Source organism: Varibaculum massiliense (assembly GCF_900106855.1).
Taxonomy (GTDB): Bacteria; Actinomycetota; Actinomycetes; order Actinomycetales; family Actinomycetaceae; genus Varibaculum; species Varibaculum massiliense.
Genome location: NZ_FNWI01000004.1, coordinates 1,260,208 through 1,284,350 on the forward strand (window position 1 = coordinate 1,260,208; position 24,143 = coordinate 1,284,350).

19 protein-coding genes and 1 tRNA gene are annotated in these 24,143 nt (G+C 52.8%); 13 read left to right on the top strand and 7 right to left on the bottom strand.

The genetic code is table 11. The features are described 5' to 3' along the window. Window positions 1-163: 163 nt before the first annotated feature. Window positions 164-1,330 (bottom strand): hypothetical protein, encoded by a 1,167-nt coding sequence (locus BQ5456_RS05665; protein WP_143037041.1) that lies wholly within the window; start codon window positions 1,328-1,330, stop codon window positions 164-166. 392 nt (window positions 1,331-1,722) lie between these two features. On the opposite strand from BQ5456_RS05665, the gene BQ5456_RS05670 reads away from it, so the two are divergent. The 4 genes from BQ5456_RS05670 to pntB all read left to right on the top strand — a co-directional run bounded on the left by BQ5456_RS05670 (window position 1,723) and on the right by pntB (window position 5,668). Continuing rightward, window positions 1,723-2,121 (top strand): hypothetical protein, encoded by a 399-nt coding sequence (locus BQ5456_RS05670; RefSeq protein WP_071129140.1) that lies wholly within the window; start codon window positions 1,723-1,725, stop codon window positions 2,119-2,121. Window positions 2,122-2,190: 69 nt separating this feature from the next. After that, window positions 2,191-2,409, top strand: coding sequence for a carbon storage regulator (locus BQ5456_RS05675; RefSeq protein WP_071129141.1), 219 nt, complete (start codon window positions 2,191-2,193; stop codon window positions 2,407-2,409). Between the two features lie 157 nt (window positions 2,410-2,566). Next, window positions 2,567-4,123, top strand: coding sequence for a Re/Si-specific NAD(P)(+) transhydrogenase subunit alpha (locus BQ5456_RS05680; RefSeq protein WP_071129142.1), 1,557 nt, complete (start codon window positions 2,567-2,569; stop codon window positions 4,121-4,123). Between the two features lie 3 nt (window positions 4,124-4,126). Next, a complete protein-coding gene (pntB, locus tag BQ5456_RS05685) occupies window positions 4,127-5,668 on the top strand; it encodes a Re/Si-specific NAD(P)(+) transhydrogenase subunit beta (protein ID WP_083378389.1) in 1,542 nt (513 codons plus the stop codon). 145 nt (window positions 5,669-5,813) lie between these two features. On the opposite strand, the gene BQ5456_RS05690 is transcribed toward pntB, so the two are convergent. The 6 genes from BQ5456_RS05690 to BQ5456_RS05715 all read right to left on the bottom strand — a co-directional run bounded on the left by BQ5456_RS05690 (window position 5,814) and on the right by BQ5456_RS05715 (window position 14,865). Beyond that, window positions 5,814-6,530, bottom strand: a complete 717-nt coding sequence (locus BQ5456_RS05690) for an LmeA family phospholipid-binding protein (protein ID WP_083378390.1) — start codon at window positions 6,528-6,530, stop codon at window positions 5,814-5,816. A 94-nt stretch (window positions 6,531-6,624) separates the two neighbouring features. Continuing rightward, window positions 6,625-6,954 carry a thioredoxin gene (gene trxA, locus BQ5456_RS05695; RefSeq protein ID WP_071129144.1) on the bottom strand — a complete coding sequence of 110 codons (330 nt, stop codon included), beginning with the start codon at window positions 6,952-6,954 and terminating at the stop codon, window positions 6,625-6,627. 36 nt (window positions 6,955-6,990) lie between these two features. Further along, on the bottom strand, window positions 6,991-7,911 hold the full coding sequence (gene trxB / locus BQ5456_RS05700) for a thioredoxin-disulfide reductase (protein ID WP_071129145.1): 921 nt from the start codon (window positions 7,909-7,911) through the stop codon (window positions 6,991-6,993). 109 nt (window positions 7,912-8,020) lie between these two features. Next, window positions 8,021-12,184 (bottom strand): murein biosynthesis integral membrane protein MurJ, encoded by a 4,164-nt coding sequence (locus BQ5456_RS05705; RefSeq protein ID WP_071129146.1) that lies wholly within the window; start codon window positions 12,182-12,184, stop codon window positions 8,021-8,023. A gap of 16 nt (window positions 12,185-12,200) precedes the next feature. Then, window positions 12,201-14,360: a DUF6049 family protein gene (locus tag BQ5456_RS05710; protein WP_071129147.1), complete on the bottom strand. Its 2,160-nt coding sequence runs from the start codon at window positions 14,358-14,360 to the stop codon at window positions 12,201-12,203. Window position 14,361: 1 nt separating this feature from the next. Further along, window positions 14,362-14,865, bottom strand: coding sequence for an NUDIX hydrolase (locus BQ5456_RS05715; protein WP_071129148.1), 504 nt, complete (start codon window positions 14,863-14,865; stop codon window positions 14,362-14,364). Window positions 14,866-15,043: 178 nt separating this feature from the next. On the opposite strand from BQ5456_RS05715, the gene BQ5456_RS05720 reads away from it, so the two are divergent. The 9 genes from BQ5456_RS05720 to BQ5456_RS05760 all read left to right on the top strand — a co-directional run bounded on the left by BQ5456_RS05720 (window position 15,044) and on the right by BQ5456_RS05760 (window position 24,141). Further along, a complete protein-coding gene (locus tag BQ5456_RS05720) occupies window positions 15,044-16,450 on the top strand; it encodes a CCA tRNA nucleotidyltransferase (protein WP_083378513.1) in 1,407 nt (468 codons plus the stop codon). Between the two features lie 86 nt (window positions 16,451-16,536). Next, window positions 16,537-17,283, top strand: a complete 747-nt coding sequence (tmk, locus tag BQ5456_RS05725; RefSeq protein WP_071129149.1) for a dTMP kinase — start codon at window positions 16,537-16,539, stop codon at window positions 17,281-17,283. After that, window positions 17,280-18,464: a DNA polymerase III subunit delta' gene (locus BQ5456_RS05730; RefSeq protein WP_071129150.1), complete on the top strand. Its 1,185-nt coding sequence runs from the start codon at window positions 17,280-17,282 to the stop codon at window positions 18,462-18,464. Before tmk ends, BQ5456_RS05730 begins: the two co-directional genes overlap by 4 nt. Continuing rightward, entirely contained in the window at window positions 18,465-20,033 is a 1,569-nt protein-coding gene (locus tag BQ5456_RS05735; protein ID WP_083378391.1) for an alpha/beta hydrolase, read from the top strand. It abuts the gene before it with no gap. Between the two features lie 18 nt (window positions 20,034-20,051). Beyond that, window positions 20,052-20,570 carry a fluoride efflux transporter FluC gene (locus tag BQ5456_RS05740; RefSeq protein ID WP_071129151.1) on the top strand — a complete coding sequence of 173 codons (519 nt, stop codon included), beginning with the start codon at window positions 20,052-20,054 and terminating at the stop codon, window positions 20,568-20,570. Continuing rightward, window positions 20,570-20,959: a fluoride efflux transporter FluC gene (locus BQ5456_RS05745; protein WP_071129152.1), complete on the top strand. Its 390-nt coding sequence runs from the start codon at window positions 20,570-20,572 to the stop codon at window positions 20,957-20,959. Before BQ5456_RS05740 ends, BQ5456_RS05745 begins: the two co-directional genes overlap by 1 nt. Before the next feature lie 118 nt (window positions 20,960-21,077). Then, window positions 21,078-21,151: transfer RNA gene (locus BQ5456_RS05750), tRNA-Pro, on the top strand. A 365-nt stretch (window positions 21,152-21,516) separates the two neighbouring features. Further along, window positions 21,517-23,586 (top strand): choline BCCT transporter BetT, encoded by a 2,070-nt coding sequence (gene betT / locus BQ5456_RS05755; protein ID WP_071129153.1) that lies wholly within the window; start codon window positions 21,517-21,519, stop codon window positions 23,584-23,586. A gap of 186 nt (window positions 23,587-23,772) precedes the next feature. Then, window positions 23,773-24,141, top strand: coding sequence for a hypothetical protein (locus tag BQ5456_RS05760; RefSeq protein WP_071129154.1), 369 nt, complete (start codon window positions 23,773-23,775; stop codon window positions 24,139-24,141). Window positions 24,142-24,143 lie beyond the last annotated feature (2 nt).

Genomic DNA, 24,143 nt, shown 5'->3' on the forward strand with positions numbered 1-24,143 from the left:
AGCGAAATCGGATAGGGATTTGGAATAAAAGCAGTTCCGAAACAATTCGAGAAGTAACCAATCTAAATGCCAAGGTTTATTACAGTTTTAATAGCTGCTTGGCAAGTAGCAGTTAGCTTTCCGCAAATGGTTAGGGAATAAAAACATCTGCTCAGCACTTGTGCTAGAGACCAAAATCTTCCAGCCACTCGGGAGAGGGCATTACCCAATCTCCTCCTGCCTGTTTCTTTATCTGCGCGATTAATAGGTCAGCATCTTTAGATAATCTCTTTAAGCGGTCAGCAACTTTACGGTTATCGGAACCTCTTTGGGTAGCCTTCCAAGAAGATTGCCGGGCTTTTAAGGCTTCTTCGTTGCAGTAAACCAGCAGTTTTGCCGCCTCATCTAAAGAATAATTTTCTTCTTTTTCCTGGTTGGCTTTAATCATTGCTAAAGCTAAGTTGTAGTTAACCTGGCAGCCCGCCAGCGCCGCCTGGGGCTCCGTCATTTTCGCGTCCAGCAGGAACGGAAGATGCCCGGAGGAGCGAAAAAGATAGGTATTGGCTTCCACCAGGTTACCGGTCTTTAGGTAACTGGTACCTAAGTTATAGTTGACCAACCAACGATCAGCAACTAGCTGGGAACCGGTTTGGTGCATCCGTAAAGTTTGTGCCTGGGCGATATTTCCGGCCCGGTCAGCGCGCACTGCCTGTTGCTCTAAAAACCAGTTACGAGTTTGCAGCCCGGAAGCGGCTAATAGGGAGACCACCACTAAAGTGACGGGAATAATCCAGAAGCGGGAGCGTTTGGGGGGCTTTATTACCAGGTCTTGTCGGGTAGTTAGCGACTGCTGGTGCGCAGATAGGCGCATGTCAATCTGGTAAAGCGTATCGTGAAAGGAAGGCACCTCACTTAGAGGATAGCTGGTGGCAGTTGTCCCCGGATGTAGCAGCTGGGAAATCAAGGAAGCCATTTGCGGCCAGTCTGTCGCCAGTAGTTGCTGGGGGCGATAGTTAGCCCAACCGGCAGTGCGGTAATACTGTCTAGCCAGGTTAACTAGGATTTTTCCTAGAACAATTTGCCGAGTGTAGGGGTCTAAACTGTGGTAACGCCGATCAGCTTCTAGAGAAAGTAGACGCTGACGATATGCCTTTAATAGCTGGCAGAGATTTTCTTGACGGCGGGCACTAAAAGTGAGGATGGGGGAGCGAGCGGCGCTTTGGTAAAAAACCAGTGTCCAGACAACTAGCAGCACCGCAACTATTATCATCGCGGCAGAACCCGCCAGCGCCATATAGGAATGCTCCATCAGGGGTTGGACAGGTAAGTTAACTGCTGAGTTTGGGTGCATAAGCCCCATCCAATACCTTAGTTGCTTAGTGGTGAACGCGGATTTTTCCGCAAACCACTGGGATAGCCCGATTCCGCGGGATACTGTGAGCCAGCAGGGCAGCCTGCCGGGGAATGGGGGGATTGATTATCGAATCCGTTACCAGATTGTCCGAGGAAAGAATAGGGCGGATATCCCGAAGGCGGATTTCCAGGTTGACAGGAATTATCAGGGAACGGCATTTCTTCTCCCGGCGAATTGAGTAAACAGTTCAGTTAGCTTTATAGGTATAGAATCACTGCTACCAAGTTTAGGGTTAGCGTTGAATCCAAGCAATAATTCTGCAAGTCCCTCCCCAGGCAACAGGCATAATCTACAATTGTAAACAGAAAAAAATACCGGGAGGTATCACTATGACGCAGGCGGCTCGGCCGGTACCCAGTGACCATGAGCTGGAAGCTCTTTTAGCCGATACGCGCGCGCTCCTAGCGGAAAAAGCTCGCTGGGAAGATGATCAAATAAATCGGGATTTAGATGTGTTACTACATAGGGTACGGGGAGTTAAACGAGGCTCGTATGCCCAGGCGTTACGCAGTCGTACCCAAAGCTGGCAGGAGCACTTTCGAAACAACGTCAGGAACGGGGCATATTCCTCAGGTCTACCCACCCCCGGTGAGCTACCAGATAATTTCGTAGACGAGGACGCCGCTCCCGACCAACTAGCCGAACAGCTGGCGCGGACGGAAGCTGAAATCAGTGAGGGGCTATCCCTATCTGCAGAGGAAAACGAAGCTACAGGTGGTGGAGAATAGAAGTTTTCCGGCTAAGCGATGGATAAGCTCGATTTAGAAAAATATGTTTAACAACGGAGGAAAGCAAGGATGCTAGTACTGACCCGCCGACGTGGCGAAGAGATTGTAATCGGCGACCAAGTGGTGATTACGGTAGTGGAATCTCATAAAGATAATGTCCGTATCGGGATTAGCGCTCCGCGCGAGCTCACTATTCGGCGGGGCGAGCTTCTGGATGAACCAGCCCGGGAGCGTTTAGGTTTACAAGGGCCCGGACCGGTCAATAAAACGGAAACTCCTAAACAATAAGTTTTCTATCTTTACCTACACCGGGATAACATCCTATTAGCTGGACTTAGAGTGCGCCCCCATAGGGCACCGAGTACGCTAAAAAATAAGTTATCCACTGTTAAAACGCGGATAAAAATGTATTGGCATTTGAAAAGCCAAACAGTAAGGAGTAACTGTGCGAATTGGAGTTCCTAAAGAGCCCACGCCAGACCAAACTTTGGTCGCTGCCACTCCGGATACGGTAAAGAAACTCAGCAAACTGGGATATGAAGTCCTGGTTGAGCAGGGGGCAGGCGAAAAAGCCGCCTACCTAGATGAGCAGTATTTGGCCGCCGGAGCGCAAATCGTGGACACTCAGGCGGCCTGGCAGGCCGATATTGTAACTGTTCTAGATACCCCCCCTGCGAACTACCTGGATCTGATTAGGCCCGGGGCGCTGCTAATCGCCAGGATGGCACCTGCTCGACACCCCGAAACCGTAGATGCGCTGGTAGAAAGGGGGATTACCGGGTTTGCGATGGACACGGTTCCGCGTATCTCTCGGGCGCAATCCATGGATGTGCTCTCCTCGATGTCGAATGTGTCCGGATATCGTGCGGTTATCGAGGCGGCAGAAAGTTTCGGGCGCCTCTTTACCGGTCAGGTAACTGCCGCCGGGAAAATCCCGCCCGCCAAGGTCTATGTGATTGGAGTGGGGGTGGCCGGCCTCGCTGCTATTGGCACCGCCAACTCTATGGGCGCCCAGGTGAGCGCCACTGACGTGCGCAGTGAAACCGCGGAGCAAGCCGAATCGCTGGGAGCCACCTTCGTTCCTATCCCCATCGCGCAGGAAAAATCGGATGACGGCTACGCCAAAGAAATGAGCGCCGATCAAGCAGATGCTGCCACCAAGCTCTACACCGAGCAGGCAGCCGCGAATGACATTGTAATTACCACCGCGAATATCCCCGGTCGCCGCTCGCCGCTGCTAATCACTAAAGAGGCAGTAGCGGCCATGGCTCCCGGTTCGGTAATCGTGGATATGGCGGCAGCTGGCGGCGGTAACTGTGAGCTGACCAGACCGGGCGAAAAAGTAGTCACCGAAAATGGGGTGACCATTATTGGTTACACCGATTTGGCCGGACGCCTACCTGGGCAGTCATCCCAGCTGTACGGACAAAATATTGTTAACCTGTTTAAGCTGATCACTCCCGAAAAAGACGGTAACTACGTCCTCGATATGGAGGACGAAGTAGTACGGGGGATTACGGTATCCAAGGGCGGGGAAAATATGTTTCCCCCGCCTCCAATCAAGGTGCACGCCGCTCCCGCCCCAGAGAAAACCGAGTCGGTCGCTGACGCAGCCGAGATGGCTCGCAAGAAAGCTGAAGCGGCAGCCTCGAAGAAGCGTAAACGTCTGCTGTGGGCAGCTGTAGGGATTGTTTTGGGACTGGCACTGATTGCCGCCACCCCCAAGCCGCTGATTCCCTATTACTTCATATTGATGTTGGCGATTGTGGTGGGCTTCTATGTGATTACCTCCGTTACTCACTCGTTACACACCCCGCTAATGAGTGAAACCAACGCCATCTCAGGAATTATTCTGGTAGGAGCGATTTTGCAGGTAGGCAGCGCTAATCCGCTGGTGTCCGCACTTAGCTTCCTAGCAATCTTGGTGGCATCGATTAACATCTTCGGCGGTTTCTCGGTGACCCACCGAATGCTGGCCATGTTCCGGGGGGAGGAGAAATAAGAAATGAGTAATGTGCTATTTGCGGTAACTCCCACCCTGGTTGCCAATGCTTCTAAGGGCGAATTTTGGATTAGCAGGGGGCAAAACATTGCTTACCTGATTGCGGCGCTGCTGTTCATTTTGGCGCTCGCGGGTCTGTCAAAAAATGAGACCGCCCTGCGCGGTAACCGTTTTGGGGCAATCGGAATGTTGGTGGCAGTGGTCGCTACTATCGCGGTGGCGTTTCATAACGCGGGCGGACCTGGATATCAATCCACCCTGGTTACCGCGCTTTTGATCGCCGTAGCCATGATTGCAGGTGCAATTATCGGACTGTGGCGAGCCAAAACTATTCCCATGACCGGTATGCCGGAACTGGTAGCAATGCTGCACTCCTTCGTAGGTTTAGCGGCGGTGCTGGTGGGCTATAACACTTTCATTCACATGCCCGGAGAGTTCAAGAAAGCGGGCGTAGATGCAGCTACCGCGATTAACCCCGCCACGGTAGGGTTCCACCTCGGTGAAGTAGGAGTAGGGATTTTTATCGGCGCGGTTACCCTCACCGGTTCTATCGTCGCCTACCTGAAACTATCGGGAAAGATTAAGGGCGCGCCCCTGACGCTGCCGGGACGAAACTGGCTGAACGCTATCGCCATTATCGTATCCATCGTGCTCATCGGAGTGATGGTGCGCGGCCCGCACCTGAGCGCTACCGCCATGACCTTGACTTGGATGCAGTGGATAGCCATTATCGTGATGACTATTATCGCCCTAGTGTTGGGGCTACACCTGGTGGCAGCGATTGGTGGCGGCGATATGCCGGTAGTAGTTTCCATGCTTAACTCTTACTCCGGTTGGGCAGCGGCTGCCGCGGGCTTCATGTTGGGTAACAATATGCTGATCATCGCGGGTGCCCTGGTGGGCTCTTCTGGTGCCTACCTGTCCTACATCATGTGCAAAGCCATGAACCGTTCGTTCGTCTCCGTGATTTTGGGAGGCTTCGGCTCTGACGGGGGACCGGCGAAGGGGGCAGACACCGATTACGGTGACTACACCGAAACCAGTGCGGCCGAGGTCGCCCAAGCGTTAAAGGATGCCTCCAGCGTGATTATTACCCCCGGTTACGGGATGGCGCAGGCACAAGCCCAGTTCCCGGTAGCGGATTTAACTGCCAAGCTGCGCGAGGCAGGAGTAAACGTGCGGTTCGGAATCCACCCGGTAGCCGGACGGATGCCCGGACACATGAATGTACTGCTGGCAGAGGCCAAAGTTCCCTACGATGTGGTGCTAGAGATGGATGAGATTAACGACGACTTCCCCGATACTGACGTGGTGTTGGTGATTGGGGCGAACGATACTGTTAATCCCGATGCCACTAAACCGGGCAGCCCGATTGCGGGAATGCCGGTGCTGGAAGTGTGGAAGGCACGCCAAGTAGTGGTGTTTAAACGGTCGATGAATCCCGGTTATGCCGGGGTGCAAAATCCGCTGTTCTTTAACGAAAACACCGATATGCTCTTCGGTGACGCGAAAGCCTCGGTAGAAGAAATCGTGCGTAACCTGTAAGCCGATTCCCAAAAACGGGGTTTAATACCTGAAAGCAAGGGGCGGGGTCGAAATAGCTTTCTCCTATTTCGACCCCGACCTCGTTTTTAAGCTGCGGATGGGGGGTGCTGCCCAGTCGGGCAGCACCCCCCATAACTTCGCGGCTTTAAGAATTAGAATCTTTAGGCATCAAGATATTTTTACCCTCAAGTTTTAAGACCAGGTGATCAGCTTTAACCTGGGCACTTTTTAGCTGCAAACTGGCGGGAACACCACTAATCGGGATATTTAATGTCGGCAAGAAATCCGGAAGTTGAATCCGGGTGGCTATTAGCGATGGCAACTGGGTTTTCAGTACGGTCGGTTTAACCACTAAAGTAGGGGAAACTCCATCCGGGCCGCCGTTTAGTTCGATTTGCCCGTCAGCGAGAATCTCTTGCCCCCACTTGGTAGTGGAAAAAGTGAGTTTCCCCTGGCTCAAACGTACTTTCACCTCAGGAGCCTTTTGTGCCACTAGAGCAGATAGCGCTTCCCCACCTAAATCTGCCTGTATTTTTAACTGCCCAATCTTATCGATATCAAGACGAGTAGGACTAAGCTGCAACCCCTGAAGCTGAGCGGTCACATTAGTTACCGGCACTGCCCCGCCCTCGGACGCAATATCGAAACGGGGAATGGTTACCGCCACCTGATTAATATCCCCGCTGATTAGTGAGGTTAAGAAAGGTAAATCATTCACCTTGACCGTGGCATTTTCTGCGCCACGCCTCTCTAACGCTTGAGTGGCTTCGCTTTCCGTCCACCAGCAAGTAACCCGGTCTAAGACCCCCAATAGCAGGGCGAGCACTGCTAGCACTATTACAAATCGCTTTAGAAATCGCACCTGTTCAGTATAAAGCGCTAGCGATTATTTCTGGGTAAAAGAATTGAGACCGTATCTGCCAGGCAGTCTTGCCTGCACTTTGGTGAAGGAAAAATTATTTATCGATTTCTGCCTGTAGTGGACCCAGGAGTTCCCGTTTGGGGTTAGCTCCCAGAATGCCGCGAACAATCTCCCCCTGGTTGAACACCATGAACATGGGGATAGAGTTAATGCCATATTTGGCTGCCAGCTGGGGGTTCTCGTCGATATTTACTTTGACGACTTTAGCTTTCCCCGCAACCTCGGCGGCCACCTCATCTACTATCGGACCCATCTGGCGGCAAGGTCCGCACCAGGGTGCCCAAAAATCTACCAACACCGGGAGTTCAGATTTTAATACTTGCTGGTCAAAATCTTTTTCTGTAACTTCTAGGGGTTTTGTCATCTTATTTTCCTCTCTAAATGGTTAAGAATAATTCTGCTAGTCAGCTAGGGAACGTTCGGCATCCAGGGCAGCTCGGCATCCGGAAGCGGCAGCGGTAATTGCTTGCCGATAGGTGTGGTCGACTAAATCTCCACAGGCGAATACGCCGGGAACATTGGTGGCGGTACCGGGCAGGTCAACCCGCACATATCTGGATTCATCCAGATCTACCTGTTCTTTAACTAGCTGGGAGCGCGGCTCGTGACCAATCGCCACGAACACGCCGGTGGCGTCCAACGTGCTTTCTTTGCCGTCCACAGTCGACTGCAAGGTAATCGACTCTACTTTGTCTTCCCCATTAATCTGGGCAACAGTACTGTTCCAAGCGAAATCGATCTTGGGGTTAGCCCCAGCCCGTTCGGCCATAATCTGGGAGGCGCGCAGCTGATCGCGGCGATGAATCACCGTTACTTTCTTGGCGAACTTAGTTAAGAATAGCGCTTCTTCCATTGCGGAGTCTCCCCCGCCGACGACCGCCAAATGCTGGTCTTTGAAGAAGAAACCGTCACAGGTAGCACAATAGGAAACTCCGCGTCCGGATAGTTCCACCTCGCCAGGCACATTCAGTTTGCGGTACTCCGAACCCATCGCCAAAATCACGCGGCGAGCCTGATACTGGCCCTCGGAGGTAACCACCTGTTTTATCTCCCCCTCTAGGGAAAGCTCAAGGGCGTCCTCGTAAAGAATCTCGCAACCGAAACGTTCAGCCTGCGAAAGCATATTCGCCATCAAATCCGGTCCTTGGATCCCTTCAGGGAAACCGGGAAAGTTTTCCACCTCGGTAGTGTTCATGAGGGCGCCACCTGCGGTTACTTCCCCAGCAATCAGCAGGGGATTAAGACCCGCACGGGCGGTGTAGATGGCCGCCGTATAGCCGGCAGGTCCTGAACCGATAATGATAATGTCGCGTACCGACATGAAGCCTCCTAGATTTTCCCGCTCCCGCAGTTACTAAAGCTATTTTCGCAGCTTAAAACCTTGCGCCGCAACCAGTTAACGCAGTAAGCGAAACCAGAGAGTTACCGGTCTAAGAAACTGAAATTTCGGAAATTTTAGCCCGATTCTTTCCAGTGTCATCTACCGGTAGTTCGGGGAACCATAAAATTAAAGCATGCGCATTAGCTTTGGGATTAAGTTTAATGGTAACTTTCTCTTCAAAACTACTGGTAGCTAGGATTTTACCATCGCGAGGAAGCCCAGATTTAGGTAGCGCGCGCACCTCAATCTTGCCGCCCTGAGAACCGGTCTTCAACTGAATCTGCGAGATATCGGCCTGTTCCTTGAAAGTAACCAGCACCCCGAATCCGCTACGATCTCCCAGTTTGGGATCCACAAAGTATCGAGATAACCAAAAGGTTCCTTCGTTGCCATCAATCATCCGGTCAGCAAGTTCTGGATGTTCAGTATCGTTACCTTCGGCATCAATAGAGGCTACCCCGGCAATTTCAGCTGGTTTAGTCGCAATAGCTGGCTTGACGGGCTGCTTGATAGTTTGCGTTTGGGAAGGCGAAGGCTTCGCTACCGGCGGGGTGTGGGTTGGCCAAAAAAGCAATACTGAAACCGAAACTACCAGTAAGATTACCATTCCAGCAAGGCTAGAACGAATTATCCCGCGGGTAGCGTTGACCGGTTCTAAATCCCGGGGTGACAGTTCAGAAATCCGTTTTTTGCGCCGCTGTTCGCGCAACTGCTGTCGTTGCTGCCGCTTAGCTGCTTTTTCCGCCTCTCTAGCTACTTTCCGCGCCAATTTGGTCTGCTGTTTTGCGGCTTTTTTCGGATTCTTCACAGCTTTTTTATTTTTTGTTAAACCCATTGTGGGTGCTAGCTTAACTTTCGGGGTAGCCCCTGGTTCTGGGTTACCCGCGTCCGCAGTCGCGCTAGCTAGCGTAGGGATATGCCTAGCATCCTGCCCCTGTTTACCTGCACTTAATCGCCCTAAGAAATTGGGGGGTTGCGAAACAGCCCCTGCCCGGGCTTGTTCCGTACTTACCGCCTGCGGTACCCAGGCATCGGAGCCGGCTTTTTCTTCCTGGGGATCAAGATTCATATCCTGCATTTCCGCCAGGGGAATAGCTTGAGTTCTGGCCGCCTCTTCGTAGGGGAGCTCGCGATGCCCCGGAAGCTTAGCTCCCGGAGGCAACACCGGTTTTATCGGGCGCTGAGAAGGAGAAACTTCCATAGCTAGTCGCTTAGCATCAGGCTTATCTTTCTCCGTATCTTCGTTCCTCGCGCCTAGTGAGCCGGGAATCTCCTCAGCATCTGCATGTTTCTTACCGGAATCCACAGTGGCCTCATCGTTATCGGGTTTATCGCTGAAATCTTCACCTTCGGAAAACTTATTAGCTTCCTCAACGTGGTCATCATCGGTAGCAGTCTGGGTTTCCTTAAATGCTAAGGACGCCTCCTCCGCGATAGCTTCAGAATCCGAACCCGCAGTGGTTTCTCCCCTGGGGGAGTCCTCGCTTAGCCACTTCTGGACTGCTAATAGATTGGCTGCTCCCAATTGCTGCGCGATTGCTTGGCAAAGACGTGGGGAGGGCATCGCTGCTCCTGCCAAGGCAACCGCATCGAGGTCGACATCATCACCCTGGTGAAAATCAGAAGGCGGAAGTAGCTTCTCGCCTGCTTTTGCCTGTAAAAACTGGTCAGTTTTCCCGGAACACAGGAAATACAGCAGTTCCAATACCCGTTGACCATCTTCTATTTGTGCTGCCTTCAGGCGGGCAGGCGCGTTTTGATCGGCTACATCCAGGCGAATAATTACCTGTCCTGCTGGTGAAACCAAAATATGCGCGGGAGCGACCGCGCCATAAGCTAAATCTGCTTCATGTAGCTGTGCTAAAGCTGTGCTTACCTGTGAAATCAAGGAATGGATTACTTGCGGTGGCATTCCCGAGCCAACGATTTCACTAAGGGGCCGCGCGGGGGTCGCCTGCAGTAATACCGCCTCAACCGGATGGGTGCAGCTCCAAATAAACTCTTGGAGACCGCTAGCGTTAACCTCGCGCAAGCGCTGGTAGTAGTTGCGAGTTTTTTCCTGTTTACCTTGGAAAACTAGCAGTTCTGCGTTTTGACCGTTCTCAGCAGTGACCGTCCACACCTCTTTTTCTGGTAAAAAATCACCCGCTAAACGTTGCCCCAAAGTTAAAACCTGGAAACTTTCTTGCCCGGGGAAATCTAAATGCATCCCGGGTTGGAGATTGACGTAGCCATCGGGGTTGTAGCTGGCGGTGACCACCTGGGATTCGGGGTGCTTACTGGCCACTTGATCCTCATCTTCCTTGCTTAGTTCACCTGCAGGCGGCGAAAACGATTTCTCATCTTCTTTTATTGGCTGTTCTTGATTTTCAGTCATGGTGCGGGCTTCACCATCTGCGTCCCCCAGGTTGGGGGTATCTTCCCCCGATTTTATCTCGCTCGCTGCTACCTCGTCACCTGCCACTTGATTATCAGAGGTAGTGGCGGTTTGTTGTTCGAAAGCCCAAAGGCGCGGTAGAGGTTTACCAGGGCGAAGTTTCTTCCATATCGGAACCGCTAAAATTGCGAGGGCAGGGGAACGCCAAACCAGCAGTAGGCTCAAGTAGAGCACCGTCATAACTAGGCTAACTACGAAGCCCCGTGCCAAAGCACCAGAAATGTGGGTTAATGCCGGGTCGTGATCACCACCGGAAAGCGGACCCCAATAGTGCAATAGCAGCCATCCGGCACACCCGGAACCGATTCCGGCCAAAAGTATTGTCCAGAGGGAACGCCACATTTGGCGGGTAAATTCTAAAGGTAAATGCTGAGTGTGTAGTCTTCTCAGGGTTAGTCCCACCCCAAATACGTATGAAAGCTGTTCGCCAGCTGCTGCTCCCATCACCCAGTACTGTGCGGGCAGGAAAATCACGGTTAATCCACAAGCAACCAGGGTACATATCGTCATCGGGATTTGTACTAGGAAAGTGCTGCGGGCATCCGCAAATGCCAGCAATAGTCGCTGCGAAAGATTGAAAGCCCCCAGGAAGGGAATTCCGAGCGCCATTATCGCTAAAACCTGTGCGAAAACTCTAACTGAAGCAAGTGCGGTGGTAGGCATGATTACCTGCATGATGGGCAGCGCCAACACCACAATCAGCGCGGCACACAACATGGTGATTAATGAAACTCCCTGCTGGGTGGTCAGGAATTGTTTTCTTAGCTTAGAGATTTGCCCGACCGCCACCATGGCGCTCATCGAGGTAAATAGGGCAGTAACCACGGAGGTGACAATCATTGATTGGGGAATCATATACACCGTGTAGGCAGTGTTATAGGCGGTGGTAGTGGCAATAGTTACTTGATGTTTTACCGCGAAACCATTAGCGGCTGCCGCCACGTTAGATAAAGCTAAAAACCCGAGTTGCGCTACACACAGAGCTGAAAAAGCCCATATAGCGGTGCGGGAAACTTCCCCCAGACCGTAACCTCGAATGCCCCAAACTGGGCGCATCTTAAAGCCGGTACGTCGCAGGGGAATCAACAAGATTAACGCCTGGATTACAATTCCTAGTGTAGAAATTCCCGCCAATAGGATGATTGGTTTCCCGGTCCAGACGCTGGGGTCGTGAGCCCAATCCGTTTCGGTGCCTAGCACTCGCCAGAAAATAAAAATTCCAGTAATTCCCACCACGTTGTTCACTACTGGGGCCCACATATAGGGGCCGAAGGAACCTTTAGCGTTTAGGAACTGCCCCCAAAGAGAATAAAGACCATAGAAAAATACCTGTGGCAGTGACCAGTAAGAAAAGGTAATCGCCAACTGTTTCCAACCGGGATCGAGTTTCGCGGCAAATAAGGTAACAAACAGGGGCGCAAGAGCTACACACACCAGGGTTAGCAGTAATAGACCGGTAGTAAATAGGGTGAGTAGCCGGTTAATGAACTCGTCAGAATTTTTTCGTTGCAGCGCCCGCACAATCTGCGGTACCAGTACTGCCGAGAGAATTGAGGATGCCAGCAGGTTATAAATAATGTTCGGGAGGTTATTAGCGGCCTGGAAAGCATCATTAGCCCCCAGTGAGCCAATGAGGGCAATAAGCAGGGCTGCCCGCACGAAGCCGAGGAGGCGCGAGACCATTGTTCCCGCGACCATGATTCCTGAGGCGCGAGCTACATTAATTTTCTTGATGCCCTTGATTTCCGGGTCAGTTTTTTCGTCCTCGCTGCTCACTTCCTCCTCCTTTAACCTATTGTCGGTTCATCCGGGTGCCACGGCGGAAATTAAGAACCAGACCAACTAGGAAAACTGCCGCGGTGATGATAGTAAAACCCAGGAAAATGCTATCTTCCCAGCCGCTACGAATCCGCAGGTTAATCCGTTGTTGGTCGCCAAGGACTAGATTACCTTGTTGCGGGAAAATCGCCACGTAAGCGCGGACATTGCCGTTTCTGACTGCCGTAACCGGAATTTTCACAGTTTTTGACCCTTTAGGGGCAAGAGTCACTGCTACGGCAGATTTTGCCCGCAAGCGGGAGTCAGTCGGACGTAGTTGCAAACGTATGTTTGCCTCCAGCGGAAGTCGATTTGTAACTTTTATCGGTATTTGGGAATTGGTGGCGATGAGATTTATTCGGGAGGAGGATTGAATTTGCACTGACCTAGAAATAATCCCTAACTGCCTGCCAGCATTATTAAGCGCCTGATTTCGCTCCGCAGCAGTCATGGCTCTAGAAGTTGCGAGCAATAGTTGCTGGTTAACTGGGATAGTGATTCGCTGGGAGGACTGGGTAATCTGCTGTAATGATGAAAGCAGCTGGTTTCGTTCCTGGTTGAGCGTCTGGGTGCGACTGCGGTAGGAACTTCCGGCAACCCCGAGAGAAGATACCGGTGAAGAAGCTAGGGTATTAGCATTTTGTTTTTCAGCTAACGCCACGGGGGTGGGGTCGGCTGCCAGCGCTTTAGCTAGAGGAAGAGGATTTACCCAAGGGTCAGATAAGACCTTTGCCAAACGCTTTTGGGTTACCGCATTCGCAACGGCACCATTGGGTAAAACCGCGTTTATTAGCCGCGGCTGGGCGGGGCGCTCGCTGGTTATCGCAGCCAGCAGCGCCCGCGCCAGTTGGGTGTTAGTGAAAGCCTCCCTGGGAGAATTATCTGCAAGCAGTCCCGATAAAACCCCGTAATCTGCCAGTAGGGCGCGTTTTTTCCCTTCCAGGTTTAGCTCAGCGAGCAGGTCAGGTTGGTAGTTGTAGTTACTGGTTAAGGTCAGATGGTCTGCCCCGGTGAAAAATACGCAACCTGCGGTGAGCTGGGTAGATTTATCCTCACAAAACTGGTCGGCGCGTTTTATCCAACGGGGATCCGCTAAGAACACGCTGCTAGGAGCCAGCTGTAGCTGTTTGCCTATAAGCGCACCCACCTGGCGATTCCATTTTGCCGTTCTAGCGAGCCCCTCCTCATCTAGCTGCACTAAATCGGGTGCCCCCCATAAATCAAGAGACAGACTAGCGCCCTTACTTTGCGCAGTTTTGAGGGCGGTCAGTAGTGCCGGATCCAGTCTTTCAGGGGCAGGTTTTTCTGGTAAAGGAGCAAACCTACCGGTCAGCAGGGGGGAGTCAGAATGAAGCAGCGCCGGATCTACCACCCAAGTAACCCCAGTCGTGGACACATTATTGAGGATTTTTAGATTATCCCTGGCGCTCTGCAAGGCTTTGGGAGAAGGAATATCCCCTGGATCAGCGGCAGTCGCACCCCTGCCTGCACCCCCTCTTGCCAGCCATTTAGCCATTTCAGGGGAGGAGGCCGAAAGCGGGGCAACCACCGCTAGATCAGTTTTTGCCTCTGACTTGGGTGTTGGTGCATACAGCAGTAATGATCGTCCGGGAACAGAATCGGTATTCTTTATCCTATTCGCGCTGGCTAATGCCTGAATCCCCAAAGCCCCCAGCTTGCTTTGGCTGGCGGCAGGCAAAGTAGATATCGGGATTTCAATCTGGAAAGATACCGCGCTACCCGCCTTGATATTGCCGATATTTTTCTTGCCTGCAACATAAAACTGTCCCATTCCTCCACGGGAGTCCCTCTTAACCCAATCGCGGATATTGGTGGCGTTGGTTGCTAGGCGCGTGCCCGCTAAAATCTGGACATTTACCTCTTCTAAAGGGGATGGGGAACTATTGGTAACCTGTCCTTTCACCGTGATTTTTTCATCTTTGCTGGCTGCGTCCTCGCTATAGGAAAGAGTGTCGGGGCTGATTGCAGAAATCGCGGTAGTTATTTTTCCTTCCTCATCGTTCTCGGCGGCTTTTGCGATTGCTATTTGAGCGGGGAAAATCGGAAGAAGCAGAAAACACGCATAGGTGATTATCGCCGCTAAAATCCTTGCCCCAATCCGCGAGGAAGACACGCTAATCCTCTATTTCTAATAACTCGAGGGCGGTGGCCACGACTTTGCGTTCATTGGGATAAACCAGCACTTTAGAAACCATTTCTAGGGGTACCCAAGCCGCTGCCTCAGCTTCATGATCGGGATCATTATCGACGGTGATAGTGCCGCCAGTGGCTTCTAGCAGATAGTGATGCACTACTTTATGGATGCGCCTGCCCGCCCCGGCGAACCAGTAATCGATAGAAATTAGGGGAGCAACTATTTTTCCTATGATCCCGGTTTCCTCAAAAATTTCTCGCCGAGCGGCTTGCTGCGCGGTTTCGCCCTTCTCTAAATGTCCTTTCGGCAGACACCACTCGATTTCCCCATTACGGTTGCGACGTGCAATTAGCGCCACGAAAGCCTGGCGGTTTTCAACTTTTAATACCAACCCGCCAGCAGATGTTTCGTCAACAATTGGTAAAGAGCCGGAGCGGCGCGACCCTGCGCGGCGGCGGCGACGATACGAATTGCGAACGGACATATCTTTAATGCTACCTTGCGCCCTTAGTAGGGGCTAACAACTTGCCACTTGGAAGAGTGGTCTAGTTTCTGGCAATCTGGAAACAATGAATAAAAATCTGAAGTTAGCTACCAATTTGACCGGTTCGCCCGCAACCCAGGTGCAGCTACCGGAAAATGCGGCGGTCGCTCTAAAGAATATGCTCAGCGCCCTGGCGCATTTGCCGGCACAGATCCGCGAACTTGCTGACTTGTTTACCGCCGAAGGTCAGGAGCTTTCCCTGGTAGGCGGGCCGGTACGGGACGCCATGTGTGGGCGAGAGCCTCACGATTGGGATCTAGCAACTTCGGCGCGACCAGACGAAACCGAACAGATTTTGAAAAACTGGGCGGGCAACGTGTGGACTATGGGCAAAGAATTCGGCACTATCGGCGCCCATAAAGCAGGTTTAACTGTAGAAGTAACCACCTATCGCAGCGATAAATATCAAAAGGACAGCCGGAAACCGGCAGTACAGTTTGGGGATACTTTAGAGGGCGACCTGACTCGCCGGGATTTCACGGTCAACGCAATGGCGCTGCGCCTGCCCGACCTAACCCTAGTTGACCCCCATCAAGGGATAGCCGATTTAGTTTCAGGGCAGCTACGCACCCCGGTTTCCCCGGAACAGTCTTTCGATGATGATCCGCTGCGAATGATGCGAGCCGCCCGATTTGCTTCCCAACTTGATTTGGACGTAACCATGCCGGTGATGGCAGCTATGGAGAATATGGCTAGCCGCATCGAGATTGTTTCCCCCGAACGGGTACGCTCCGAACTGGAGGCCTTGATGGTGGGTAAAAATCCCCGCAAAGGCCTAGAACTAATGGTTTATACCGGGCTGGCGGCGATGGTACTACCGGAAGTGGCGAATCTGCGCGCTACCGTAGATGAACACGGTCGCCATAAGGATGTTTATGAACACACTTTGACCGTTGTTGACCAGGCGATAGCTTTAGAGACCGGACCAGAGGGGGAGGTACCGCGTCCCGATTTTATTTTGCGGTTCGCCGCCCTCATGCATGATGTGGGCAAGCCTGCCACCCGCCGGTTTGAAAGTAATGGCACAGTTTCTTTCCATCACCACGAAATCGTGGGGGCGAAGCTGACCCGGAAACGGATGCGCGCCCTCCATTTCGATAAGCAAACCATTAAAGACGTAACCCTGCTAGTTTCCCTGCACCTCCGGTTTCATGGCTACGGGGAGCAGGCTTGGAGTGATTCGGCAGTGCGCCGCTACGTGGCTGATGCTGGAGAGATGCTGACCCGCCTGCATCGCCTCACCCGCGCCGATTGTACGACCCGGAATCGGCGCCGCGCCGCTCGCCTGGAACATGCTTATGATGACCTGGAAAAACGAATCGCCCAGCTGGCAGAAAAAGAGGAACTTTCCCGGATTCGCCCCGAACTAGATGGGGAAGAAATTATGCAGATTTTGCAGTTAAAGCCGGGTCCGCAAGTCGGTAAAGCCTATAAATACATGTTGAACTTGCGCCTAGAAGAAGGCGAAATCGGTAAAGAGGCGGCGCGTGAGCGGCTGCTGGCATGGTGGGAAAGCCGGTCCTAAGCTAACCACGCCCCTAAATGACTTTTAGAACCGTTTTTGCTAAAAGAGGAGCGCGCCGCGCCTGCCAAGTTCGGTAAGCTAAACACATGAATGCCGCAGCACCCTACCCCGGTTTCTTCATCTCCTTTGAAGGAGGGGACTATACCGGGAAATCTACCCAGGTGAAACTGTTAATGCAGGCGTTAACGACGCGGGGGGCGGCGGCTATTGCCACTTTCGAACCTGGCGGCACCTCATTGGGGCAAAGATTGCGCCGCGAAGTCATGCATGGCGAAGACCTTGACCCCTATACCGAGGCGTTGCTTTACGCTGCTGATCGGGCTTGGCACGCACAGACGGTAATTAAACCGCATCTGCAGGCGGGCGAAGTGGTAGTTTCTGATCGATATTTAGATTCCTCTTTGGCGTATCAGGGAATAGGACGGGGTCTGGGGTTAGAAAAAATTGAAGAAATCTCTCTGTGGGCTACCGGAAATTTGCGCCCTGACCTGACTATATTGCTTGATGGTGACCCGGAGGTGCTAGTGGCGCGGCGAACCGAGCGTCCCGACCGCATGGAGGCTGCTGGTGCCGAATTCCATCAGGCAGTGCGGCAAGCCTTCTTGCAGATAGCTGAGCGCGACCGGCAGCGGATAAAGGTTATTGATGCTACCGCCGGAGTGCAAGAAATCCATCAGCAAGTCTTATCCCTGGTTAGCGCGGCTTTTGCGGCAAAGTCAAAAGCGGAGGGAGGCCGGCAAGAAAAACGAGATTTTGCGACCAAAGACTCCGCTGACCTGGCGGAAATAGCACAGAACATACGCAATCAGCAGGTAGGTTTGCGGCAGCTATGAGCGTATGGGATCAGATAGTTGGGCAAAAAGCGGCGGTAGCGGTTTTCGAGGCTGCTGCCCGGGCAGCGAGGAACCTGCGGGAAGCAGGCAGTGATGATGCCGCTTTAGCTCGACAAATGGCACATGCCTGGCTGATTACCGGGCCTGCCGGGGCGGGACGTTCCGTAGCCGCCCTGGCGTTTGCAGCGGCTTTGCAATGCGAAGATCCCCAAACCCCTGGGTGCGGACAATGCCCCGAGTGTAAGCGCGTCCTTAAAGGCACCCATCCAGATGTTAAAGTGGTGACCACCGAACGCCTAATCATCAAAATCGAGGAGATCGCTTCCTTGGTGACCCTGGCACAGCAGGCACCTGCCGGGGGAAAATGGCGAGTGATTTTGATGGAAGACGCCGATCGGATGGTGGAGCGCAGCTCGAATCTGCTGCTGAAAGCAATCGAAGAACCACCCCCGCGCACCGTGTGGCTACTTTGCACCACCCAACCCGGCGATGTGTTACCTACTATTCGTTCTAGGTGTCGCCACCTCAGCCTAGTTACCCCCAGTGTGGAGGAAGTGACGCAGCTACTGGTTGAACGGGAGGGGATTGCTCCCGAAACTGCCCGCCGAGCAGCGGCGATGTCTCAATCCCATATTGGGGTAGCGAAATCTTTAGCTCGCGATCCGGCAGAACTGGAGCGGCGCCGAAAAATTTTACTTTCTGCCACCACTACTTCCAGCGTGGGTGAGGCAGCGCTGCTGGCGCAAAAATTGGTAGAAGCAGCGAAAGCGGATGCTAGTAAACGGGCGGAAGAAAAAGATCAGCAGGAACTGGCGCAGTTGCGGCGCTCCCTGGGATATGACCAGGAGGGCACGCGTTTGCCGCCGGCTTTAAAAGCCCAGGAAACTGCGCTAAAAGCAGATCAAAAGCGCCGCGCTACCCGCTACCTGCGTGACAGTCTTGACCGGGTGCTGCTCAATCTTTTAGGTTTCTACCGCGATGTTTACCTGCTGCAGTGCGGGGCGCAGGTGCCGGTGATTAACCTTGATTTAGAGGAAACCCTGGTCAAGCTGGCACAAGGATCTTCGGCTGCGCGCACTTTGACGCGTATCGATGCAATCCGGAAGGCCAGGCAGCGCCTGGAGGCAAATGTGACCCCGTTGCTTACTATGGAAGCAATGATGATGGATTTAAGGCAGTAAATGATGGTCAAACGAAAACTATTCACGCTGTTAGCAACAACTTTTGCGCTTTGCCTAACCCTATCGGCGTGTGGGGTACCGATTAAACCCCACTCCAAATTAGCCCCTTCTGCTTCCTCTAGAACTAATTCTTTAGCCGGAGAGGACGCTGCCATTCCCGCCGGACTGGAAAGCTACTATCAGCAAAAAATTTCCTGGGTACCCTGCGCGGAAGATGAGCTTAAAGATTATCAATGCGGGCAGGTAAAAGTACCTTTGGATTACGCCGACCCTAAGAAGGAAGATATTGAGTTGGCGCTGGCTCGCAGCCAGGCAAGCGGGAAGAAATTGGGGAGCCTGCTGATTAACCCGGGCGGACCTGGTGGATCGGGGGTTGACCTGCTAGGAAACTCTGCAGATATGTTTTCTGATCAGGTGTTTTCGGCCTTTGACGTAGTGGGGTTTGATCCGCGGGGAGTTTCTCGCTCACACCCGATAGAATGCACCACGGATGCTCAAAAGGATGAATCTTTAGCCGAGAGCCTCGATCTTGGTACTGCCGCCGGTCGGGAACGTTCGATTGCCGATATGAAGGAGTTTGCTCAGCGCTGCCAAGAAAAAAGTGGTGACTTGGCACGGTATTTAGATACGGTTTCTACGGCGCGAGATTTAGATATTTTACGGGCCGTCCTCGGGGATAAAAAACTTTCCTACCTGGGGTATTCTTATGGGTCGTTCCTGGGGATAACCTATGCGCAATTATTCCCGAAGAATGTGGGGCGCCTGGTACTGGACGGGATTTTGGACGGGTCGTATTCCTTTGGGCAGGTTTCCTTAGCGCAGGCGAAAGGTTTCGAGGAGGCATTCGGCAACTTTGCATCCTGGTGCGTGCGGGAAGGTAAGAATTGCCCCTGGAAAACTAAAGAGACAGGTCTGAAGCACTTGAAAGAGTTTTTCGCCGCTGCCGATGCCTCTCCGATTCCCACTGAAGATGCTTCTCGCCCCCTAAATGGGGCTTTAGCTTTTGGGGCGGCGATTGGGATGCTCTATTACGAAACTCTCTACCCTTCGCTGCTAGAAGGGTTACAGGCGGCGTTTAAGGGCGATGGCACCCCACTCTTGCAGGTTTCGGATTTATTTAATGATCGCGGTTCTGACGGAAAATTTAAGGATAATTCCCAGGATGCTTTTATGGCGATTAACGGCGCCGACTATCCGGTGCAGGGAGATAAAAAAGAGTGGGACCAACGCGGGAAGAAGATTTTACGGGACTTCCCGATTATGGGGTCTTCGATGGCGTACGGAGAATACGCGCTTCAGGAGTGGCCGTGGCCTTCTGCCGCTAAACGGGAAAAAGTAAAAATCGAGGGGGCGCAACCCATATTGTTGCTGGGCAATACGGGGGATCCGGCGACTCCTTATGAGATGGCGCGTTCCGTACATAAGCAAATCCCTAACTCGCGGCTTTTGACCTGGAAATCCTATTCCCACACCGCTTACGGTTTAGGGTCTGATTGCGTGCAAGATACCGTAGATAAATACCTGGTGGGCGGAGTTTTACCGGATAGTGATGTTACCTGTAATGATTAAGGTCGGAGATTTCAGAGGATGAGCAGGGAAAATCCGGGGGCGAGGCGCCCAGCAGCTATTCTTATAGCCGATGGCGTTGCCATCTTTTTGGGGGGCATGGCAGGAACTTGGGCGCGCTGGGGCTTAGATACCTGCACCCTGTCGATTTCCAATAGCTATTTCACCTGGTCGGCGCTAACTTTTGGGGTGATTTTAGCGAATCTGGTGGGTGCGTTCTTACTGGGATATTTTAAGACTCGCGCTAATCGCAAAGGTACCCGTCTGCACCTTCTAGGTACGCGGATTAAACTAGGGATTACCACCGGATTCTTAGGGGCTTTCACCACTTTTTCGGCTTTTGGAATCGCGGCGGTTAGTGGCGAAAAAACTCCTTTGAACAGTAGTTTTTGGGCATTGAACGGAAAGTTTTACTCCGCGGCAGTCCTGGCTTTAATCCTGCTGGTAGTGGGAGTATTCTGCGCGGGGCTGGGATATCGCCTGGCTACCAAAGACTCTCCGGGAGGGCGCGCTAAGAGCGGGCGCGGGCAGGTACGCTGATGAGTGGGTTAGGTTTTATGCTGGTGTTAGGGGCTAGTGGCGGAGTGGGGGCGCTTTGTCGTTGGGGTTTGGATGTGACCTGGTTAAAGCTAGAAAAACGCCATCCTGCCGGGGGAATTGCTCTGGTGAATGTGGTGGCCTGCCTGTTGGGTGGGGTGCTGATAGCCGCTGTGGTTGGCGGGAATCTGGAAGCAAATAGCCGGCTCTATACGCTTGTAGCCACCGGTTTTCTTGGGGGGTTTTCTACTTTCTCCACTTTCGTTCTCGATATTTTTTCGGTCACCGAACGGGGAAACTGGCATCGCGCCTGGGGGGCGTTGCTTTTGGTGTGGGCGCTCTCGCTGCTGGCGGCGGCAGCAGGATTAGCTCTTGGCAGTTTTTGGTTTTGATTTTTGAGAAAGTGGGAAATTTTCTGGTTCCGGTTCCGTTTTTTATGTGACATCCGCCGGAATCTGGGCAGGTGATTTTTAGATTTACCGAGGGTCTGCCTACAATATGGGAGTTACGCGGGGTGTGGCGCAGCTTGGTAGCGCGCTTCGTTCGGGACGAAGAGGTCGCAGGTTCAAATCCTGTCACCCCGACGAGCGAGACCGAAAGGGAGAGAAACGTCAGTTTTTCTCCCTTTTGTGTTGAGCGAGGAAGGGGCCGTAGGCGTCCCGCCGAATACCCCGACGAACGAGCACAAGAGGGAGAGAAACGTCAGTTTCTTTCCCTTTTAGTGCGAGTGAGGAAGGGGCCGTAGGCGTCCCGCCGAATACCCCGACGAGCGAGCACAAGAGGGAGAGAAACGTCAGTTTCTTTCCCTTTTAGTGCGAGTGAGGAAATTTCCCCCATGTTGATACCGCTAAATAAGCAGTGGGAAAAACCTGGTATTTTAACCTAGAGATACAACTAGCTGTCACTTTTGAAGGTGGCAGGCGAAGACAATATGGGACGGACGGTTTCTATGAGCGAATCTGTAGGTGAAACCCCAACTGAGCCGACATCCGCAATATCGGAAGATGGACAGGGTGAGGCAAAAGTAAACTTCCCAGTTTTCCTGGGATCATCGGCAGGTATCCTTGCCATCGCACTGTGGGCACTTTTTTCCCCCACCAGTGCCGCCGATGTGTTGGGGGTAGCGGTCGCGGCGATTTCCAAATGGTTCGGCTGGTTCTATATTGTACTTGCCGCCATCATTCTAGTTTTTGTATTTTTCCTCGGGTTTTCCCGTTACGGGGAAACCCGGCTGGGACCGCCTAACTCGCGTCCGGAGTTTTCCACTTTTTCTTGGGCATCCATGCTGTTTGCTGCCGGTATCGGCACTGATATCCTATTTTTCTCGGTAGCTGGTCCGGTCAGCCAATATATACAGCCTCCGGTGGGGAAAGGGGAAACTATCCAGGCCGCCCGGGAGGCCACGGTCTGGACTCTTTTCCATTACGGCATCACCGGGTGGGGAATGTATGCCCTGATGGGAATGGCGTTAGGGTATTTCGCCTATCGCCGGAAGAAACCACTCTCGGTACGTTCCGCGCTGCATCCAATTTTTGGTGACAAACTTGACGGTCCCCTCGGTCACACCGTTGATGGAGCCGCCATCCTAGGAACCATCTTCGGGGTAGCCACTACCCTCGGAATCGGGGTGGTGCAGCTAAATGTGGGGCTGCAAATCCTTTTCGGTATTGAGCAGGGGATCCCCGCTCAGGTGGGGTTAGTGATCCTAGCGGTAGCCATGGCTACCATCTCTGCAACTACCGGAATCCATAAAGGAATCCGTTTCCTCAGTCAACTCAACGTGGTATTAGCCCTGTTCCTGGCAGCATGGGTTTTCATCACTGGAAGAACAGATTTTCTCCTTAACGCCATCGTGATGAACATCGGGGACTTCGTGTGGTCTTTCCCGCGCCGCGCCCTCGAAACCTTCGCCTACAATGACGTCAGTGCCTGGATGTCGGCTTGGACGCTGTTCTTCTGGGCGTGGTGGGTGGCTTGGGCATCCTTTGTGGGAATGTTCCTGGCGCGGATTTCCCGAGGGCGTACCCTGCGGGAATTCGTAGTCGGAACCATGCTGATTCCCTTCTCCTACGTCCTCATGTGGGTAGCTATTTTTGGTAACGCCGCCATCGACCTGATTCGCAGCGGAGATAAATCCTTCGCAGACGCCACTCTAAAAGCTCCCGAAATGGGTTTTTATCTGCTTTTGCAACAATGCCCGGCAGCGGTATTCATTATGGGTCTAGCCACCTTCGTAGGTCTGCTGTTTTACGTAACTTCCGCGGACTCGGGCGCCCTGATTATGGCGAACCTGTCTGCATTCCTCCCGACGGTACGCTCCGATGCTCCCGGTTGGCTGCGAATTTTTTGGGCGGCAGTAACCGGGCTGTTAACTATCGGGATGTTGATAGTTGGGGGCATCCCAGCGCTACAAAACGCCACCATCATCATGGGACTGCCGTTCTCGCTAGTAATGATCCTAGTGATGATAGGCCTGGCCAGAGCCTTAAAACAAGATCGGCGTGCCCGGCAGTTGCGGGCGCACTCAGCCCGCAATATTTTGGCGGGAACCGGGTCTATTGCCGGGCGAATAGAAAGCAATTGGCGCGATCGGATTACGCGAACCTTCGGGCAGGTAACCCCCCTAGAAGCTCAGGTCTACCTGGATAAAGTGGCTGAACCGGCTTTGCGAGCCTTTGCCACAGAACTTAACGAACAGGGGATTCCCGCCGAGGTCGTCCGGGGAGATAATGATCCCCTCGAGCAAGTAGATCTACAAGCCCGCATCTATGACCGTCTTAAATTAACTGCCTTCAAAGGTCCTGACCAGTTTGTTTACCGAATTTTGGCAGTAGATACCGCGAATACTATCTATGCGGGTTCTGCCCCCAGCACTCCCCGTTCTACCCGCCTGGAAGTACATTTGCCCGATAATGATCAAGATTATGATGTGATGGGGTATTCGCGCAGCGCCATAATCCACGATGCTTTCGACCATTTCGACCGTTACCAGGACTATTGGCGAATCAATGATGCCTAGGATTGAGGAAATCCTAAGTTCGGCTGTGGCATTTTCTATTAGCTAACAGACTTTTCCGGTAAGCTGCAAGTATAGACGGGATTTTGGGGCGCCACTTTGGCTTCGGCACCTGGCGCTTTCGAATCGGGCGATCCGTTAACTACTTGTGGTGTTAACTGCCGTCAGGATTTTAGAGAGGAAAGACAGATGACTATTCCGGTACCGTTTCATAGATTGGCAGAGGCTATTTCCTGCTTCAACTCGGCCTCTTTAATTACTTTGCCCTACGGGGCGCATGTGAAAGTGCATACCGTAGATCCGCTATTAGAGGATGGGCGGCTAGTAATCAAGAACGCGAAGGATTCGGCGCTGCGCAATGGGGCGGCCAACCCGAATGTTACTTTGATTTGGCAAAGTCCCTATCCCCACGGCTGGAGCCTAATAGTTGACGGTCAGGCTTGGGCAAATGGTCCAGATCTAATGATTGAGTACGAAAGTGGAATCCTGACTCGCCCGGGCTACCATAACGATGGTCCCCAGTGGGTTTGGCAAGATGGGGAACGCCCGGCTCAGTAACG

What these genes read in the sequence shown, in the direction of transcription:
- BQ5456_RS05665 (WP_143037041.1), bottom strand. Translation starts at nt 1,330, where the DNA reads ATGCACCCAAACTCAGCAGTTAACTTACCTGTCCAACCCCTGATGGAG.
- BQ5456_RS05670 (WP_071129140.1), top strand. Translation starts at nt 1,723, where the DNA reads ATGACGCAGGCGGCTCGGCCGGTACCCAGTGACCATGAGCTGGAAGCT.
- BQ5456_RS05675 (WP_071129141.1), top strand. Translation starts at nt 2,191, where the DNA reads ATGCTAGTACTGACCCGCCGACGTGGCGAAGAGATTGTAATCGGCGAC.
- pntB (WP_083378389.1), top strand. Translation starts at nt 4,127, where the DNA reads ATGAGTAATGTGCTATTTGCGGTAACTCCCACCCTGGTTGCCAATGCT.
- trxA (WP_071129144.1), bottom strand. Translation starts at nt 6,954, where the DNA reads ATGACAAAACCCCTAGAAGTTACAGAAAAAGATTTTGACCAGCAAGTA.
- trxB (WP_071129145.1), bottom strand. Translation starts at nt 7,911, where the DNA reads ATGTCGGTACGCGACATTATCATTATCGGTTCAGGACCTGCCGGCTAT.
- BQ5456_RS05715 (WP_071129148.1), bottom strand. Translation starts at nt 14,865, where the DNA reads ATGTCCGTTCGCAATTCGTATCGTCGCCGCCGCCGCGCAGGGTCGCGC.
- BQ5456_RS05720 (WP_083378513.1), top strand. Translation starts at nt 15,044, where the DNA reads ATGCTCAGCGCCCTGGCGCATTTGCCGGCACAGATCCGCGAACTTGCT.
- tmk (WP_071129149.1), top strand. Translation starts at nt 16,537, where the DNA reads ATGAATGCCGCAGCACCCTACCCCGGTTTCTTCATCTCCTTTGAAGGA.
- BQ5456_RS05730 (WP_071129150.1), top strand. Translation starts at nt 17,280, where the DNA reads ATGAGCGTATGGGATCAGATAGTTGGGCAAAAAGCGGCGGTAGCGGTT.
- BQ5456_RS05735 (WP_083378391.1), top strand. Translation starts at nt 18,465, where the DNA reads ATGATGGTCAAACGAAAACTATTCACGCTGTTAGCAACAACTTTTGCG.
- BQ5456_RS05740 (WP_071129151.1), top strand. Translation starts at nt 20,052, where the DNA reads ATGAGCAGGGAAAATCCGGGGGCGAGGCGCCCAGCAGCTATTCTTATA.
- BQ5456_RS05745 (WP_071129152.1), top strand. Translation starts at nt 20,570, where the DNA reads ATGAGTGGGTTAGGTTTTATGCTGGTGTTAGGGGCTAGTGGCGGAGTG.
- betT (WP_071129153.1), top strand. Translation starts at nt 21,517, where the DNA reads ATGAGCGAATCTGTAGGTGAAACCCCAACTGAGCCGACATCCGCAATA.
- BQ5456_RS05760 (WP_071129154.1), top strand. Translation starts at nt 23,773, where the DNA reads ATGACTATTCCGGTACCGTTTCATAGATTGGCAGAGGCTATTTCCTGC.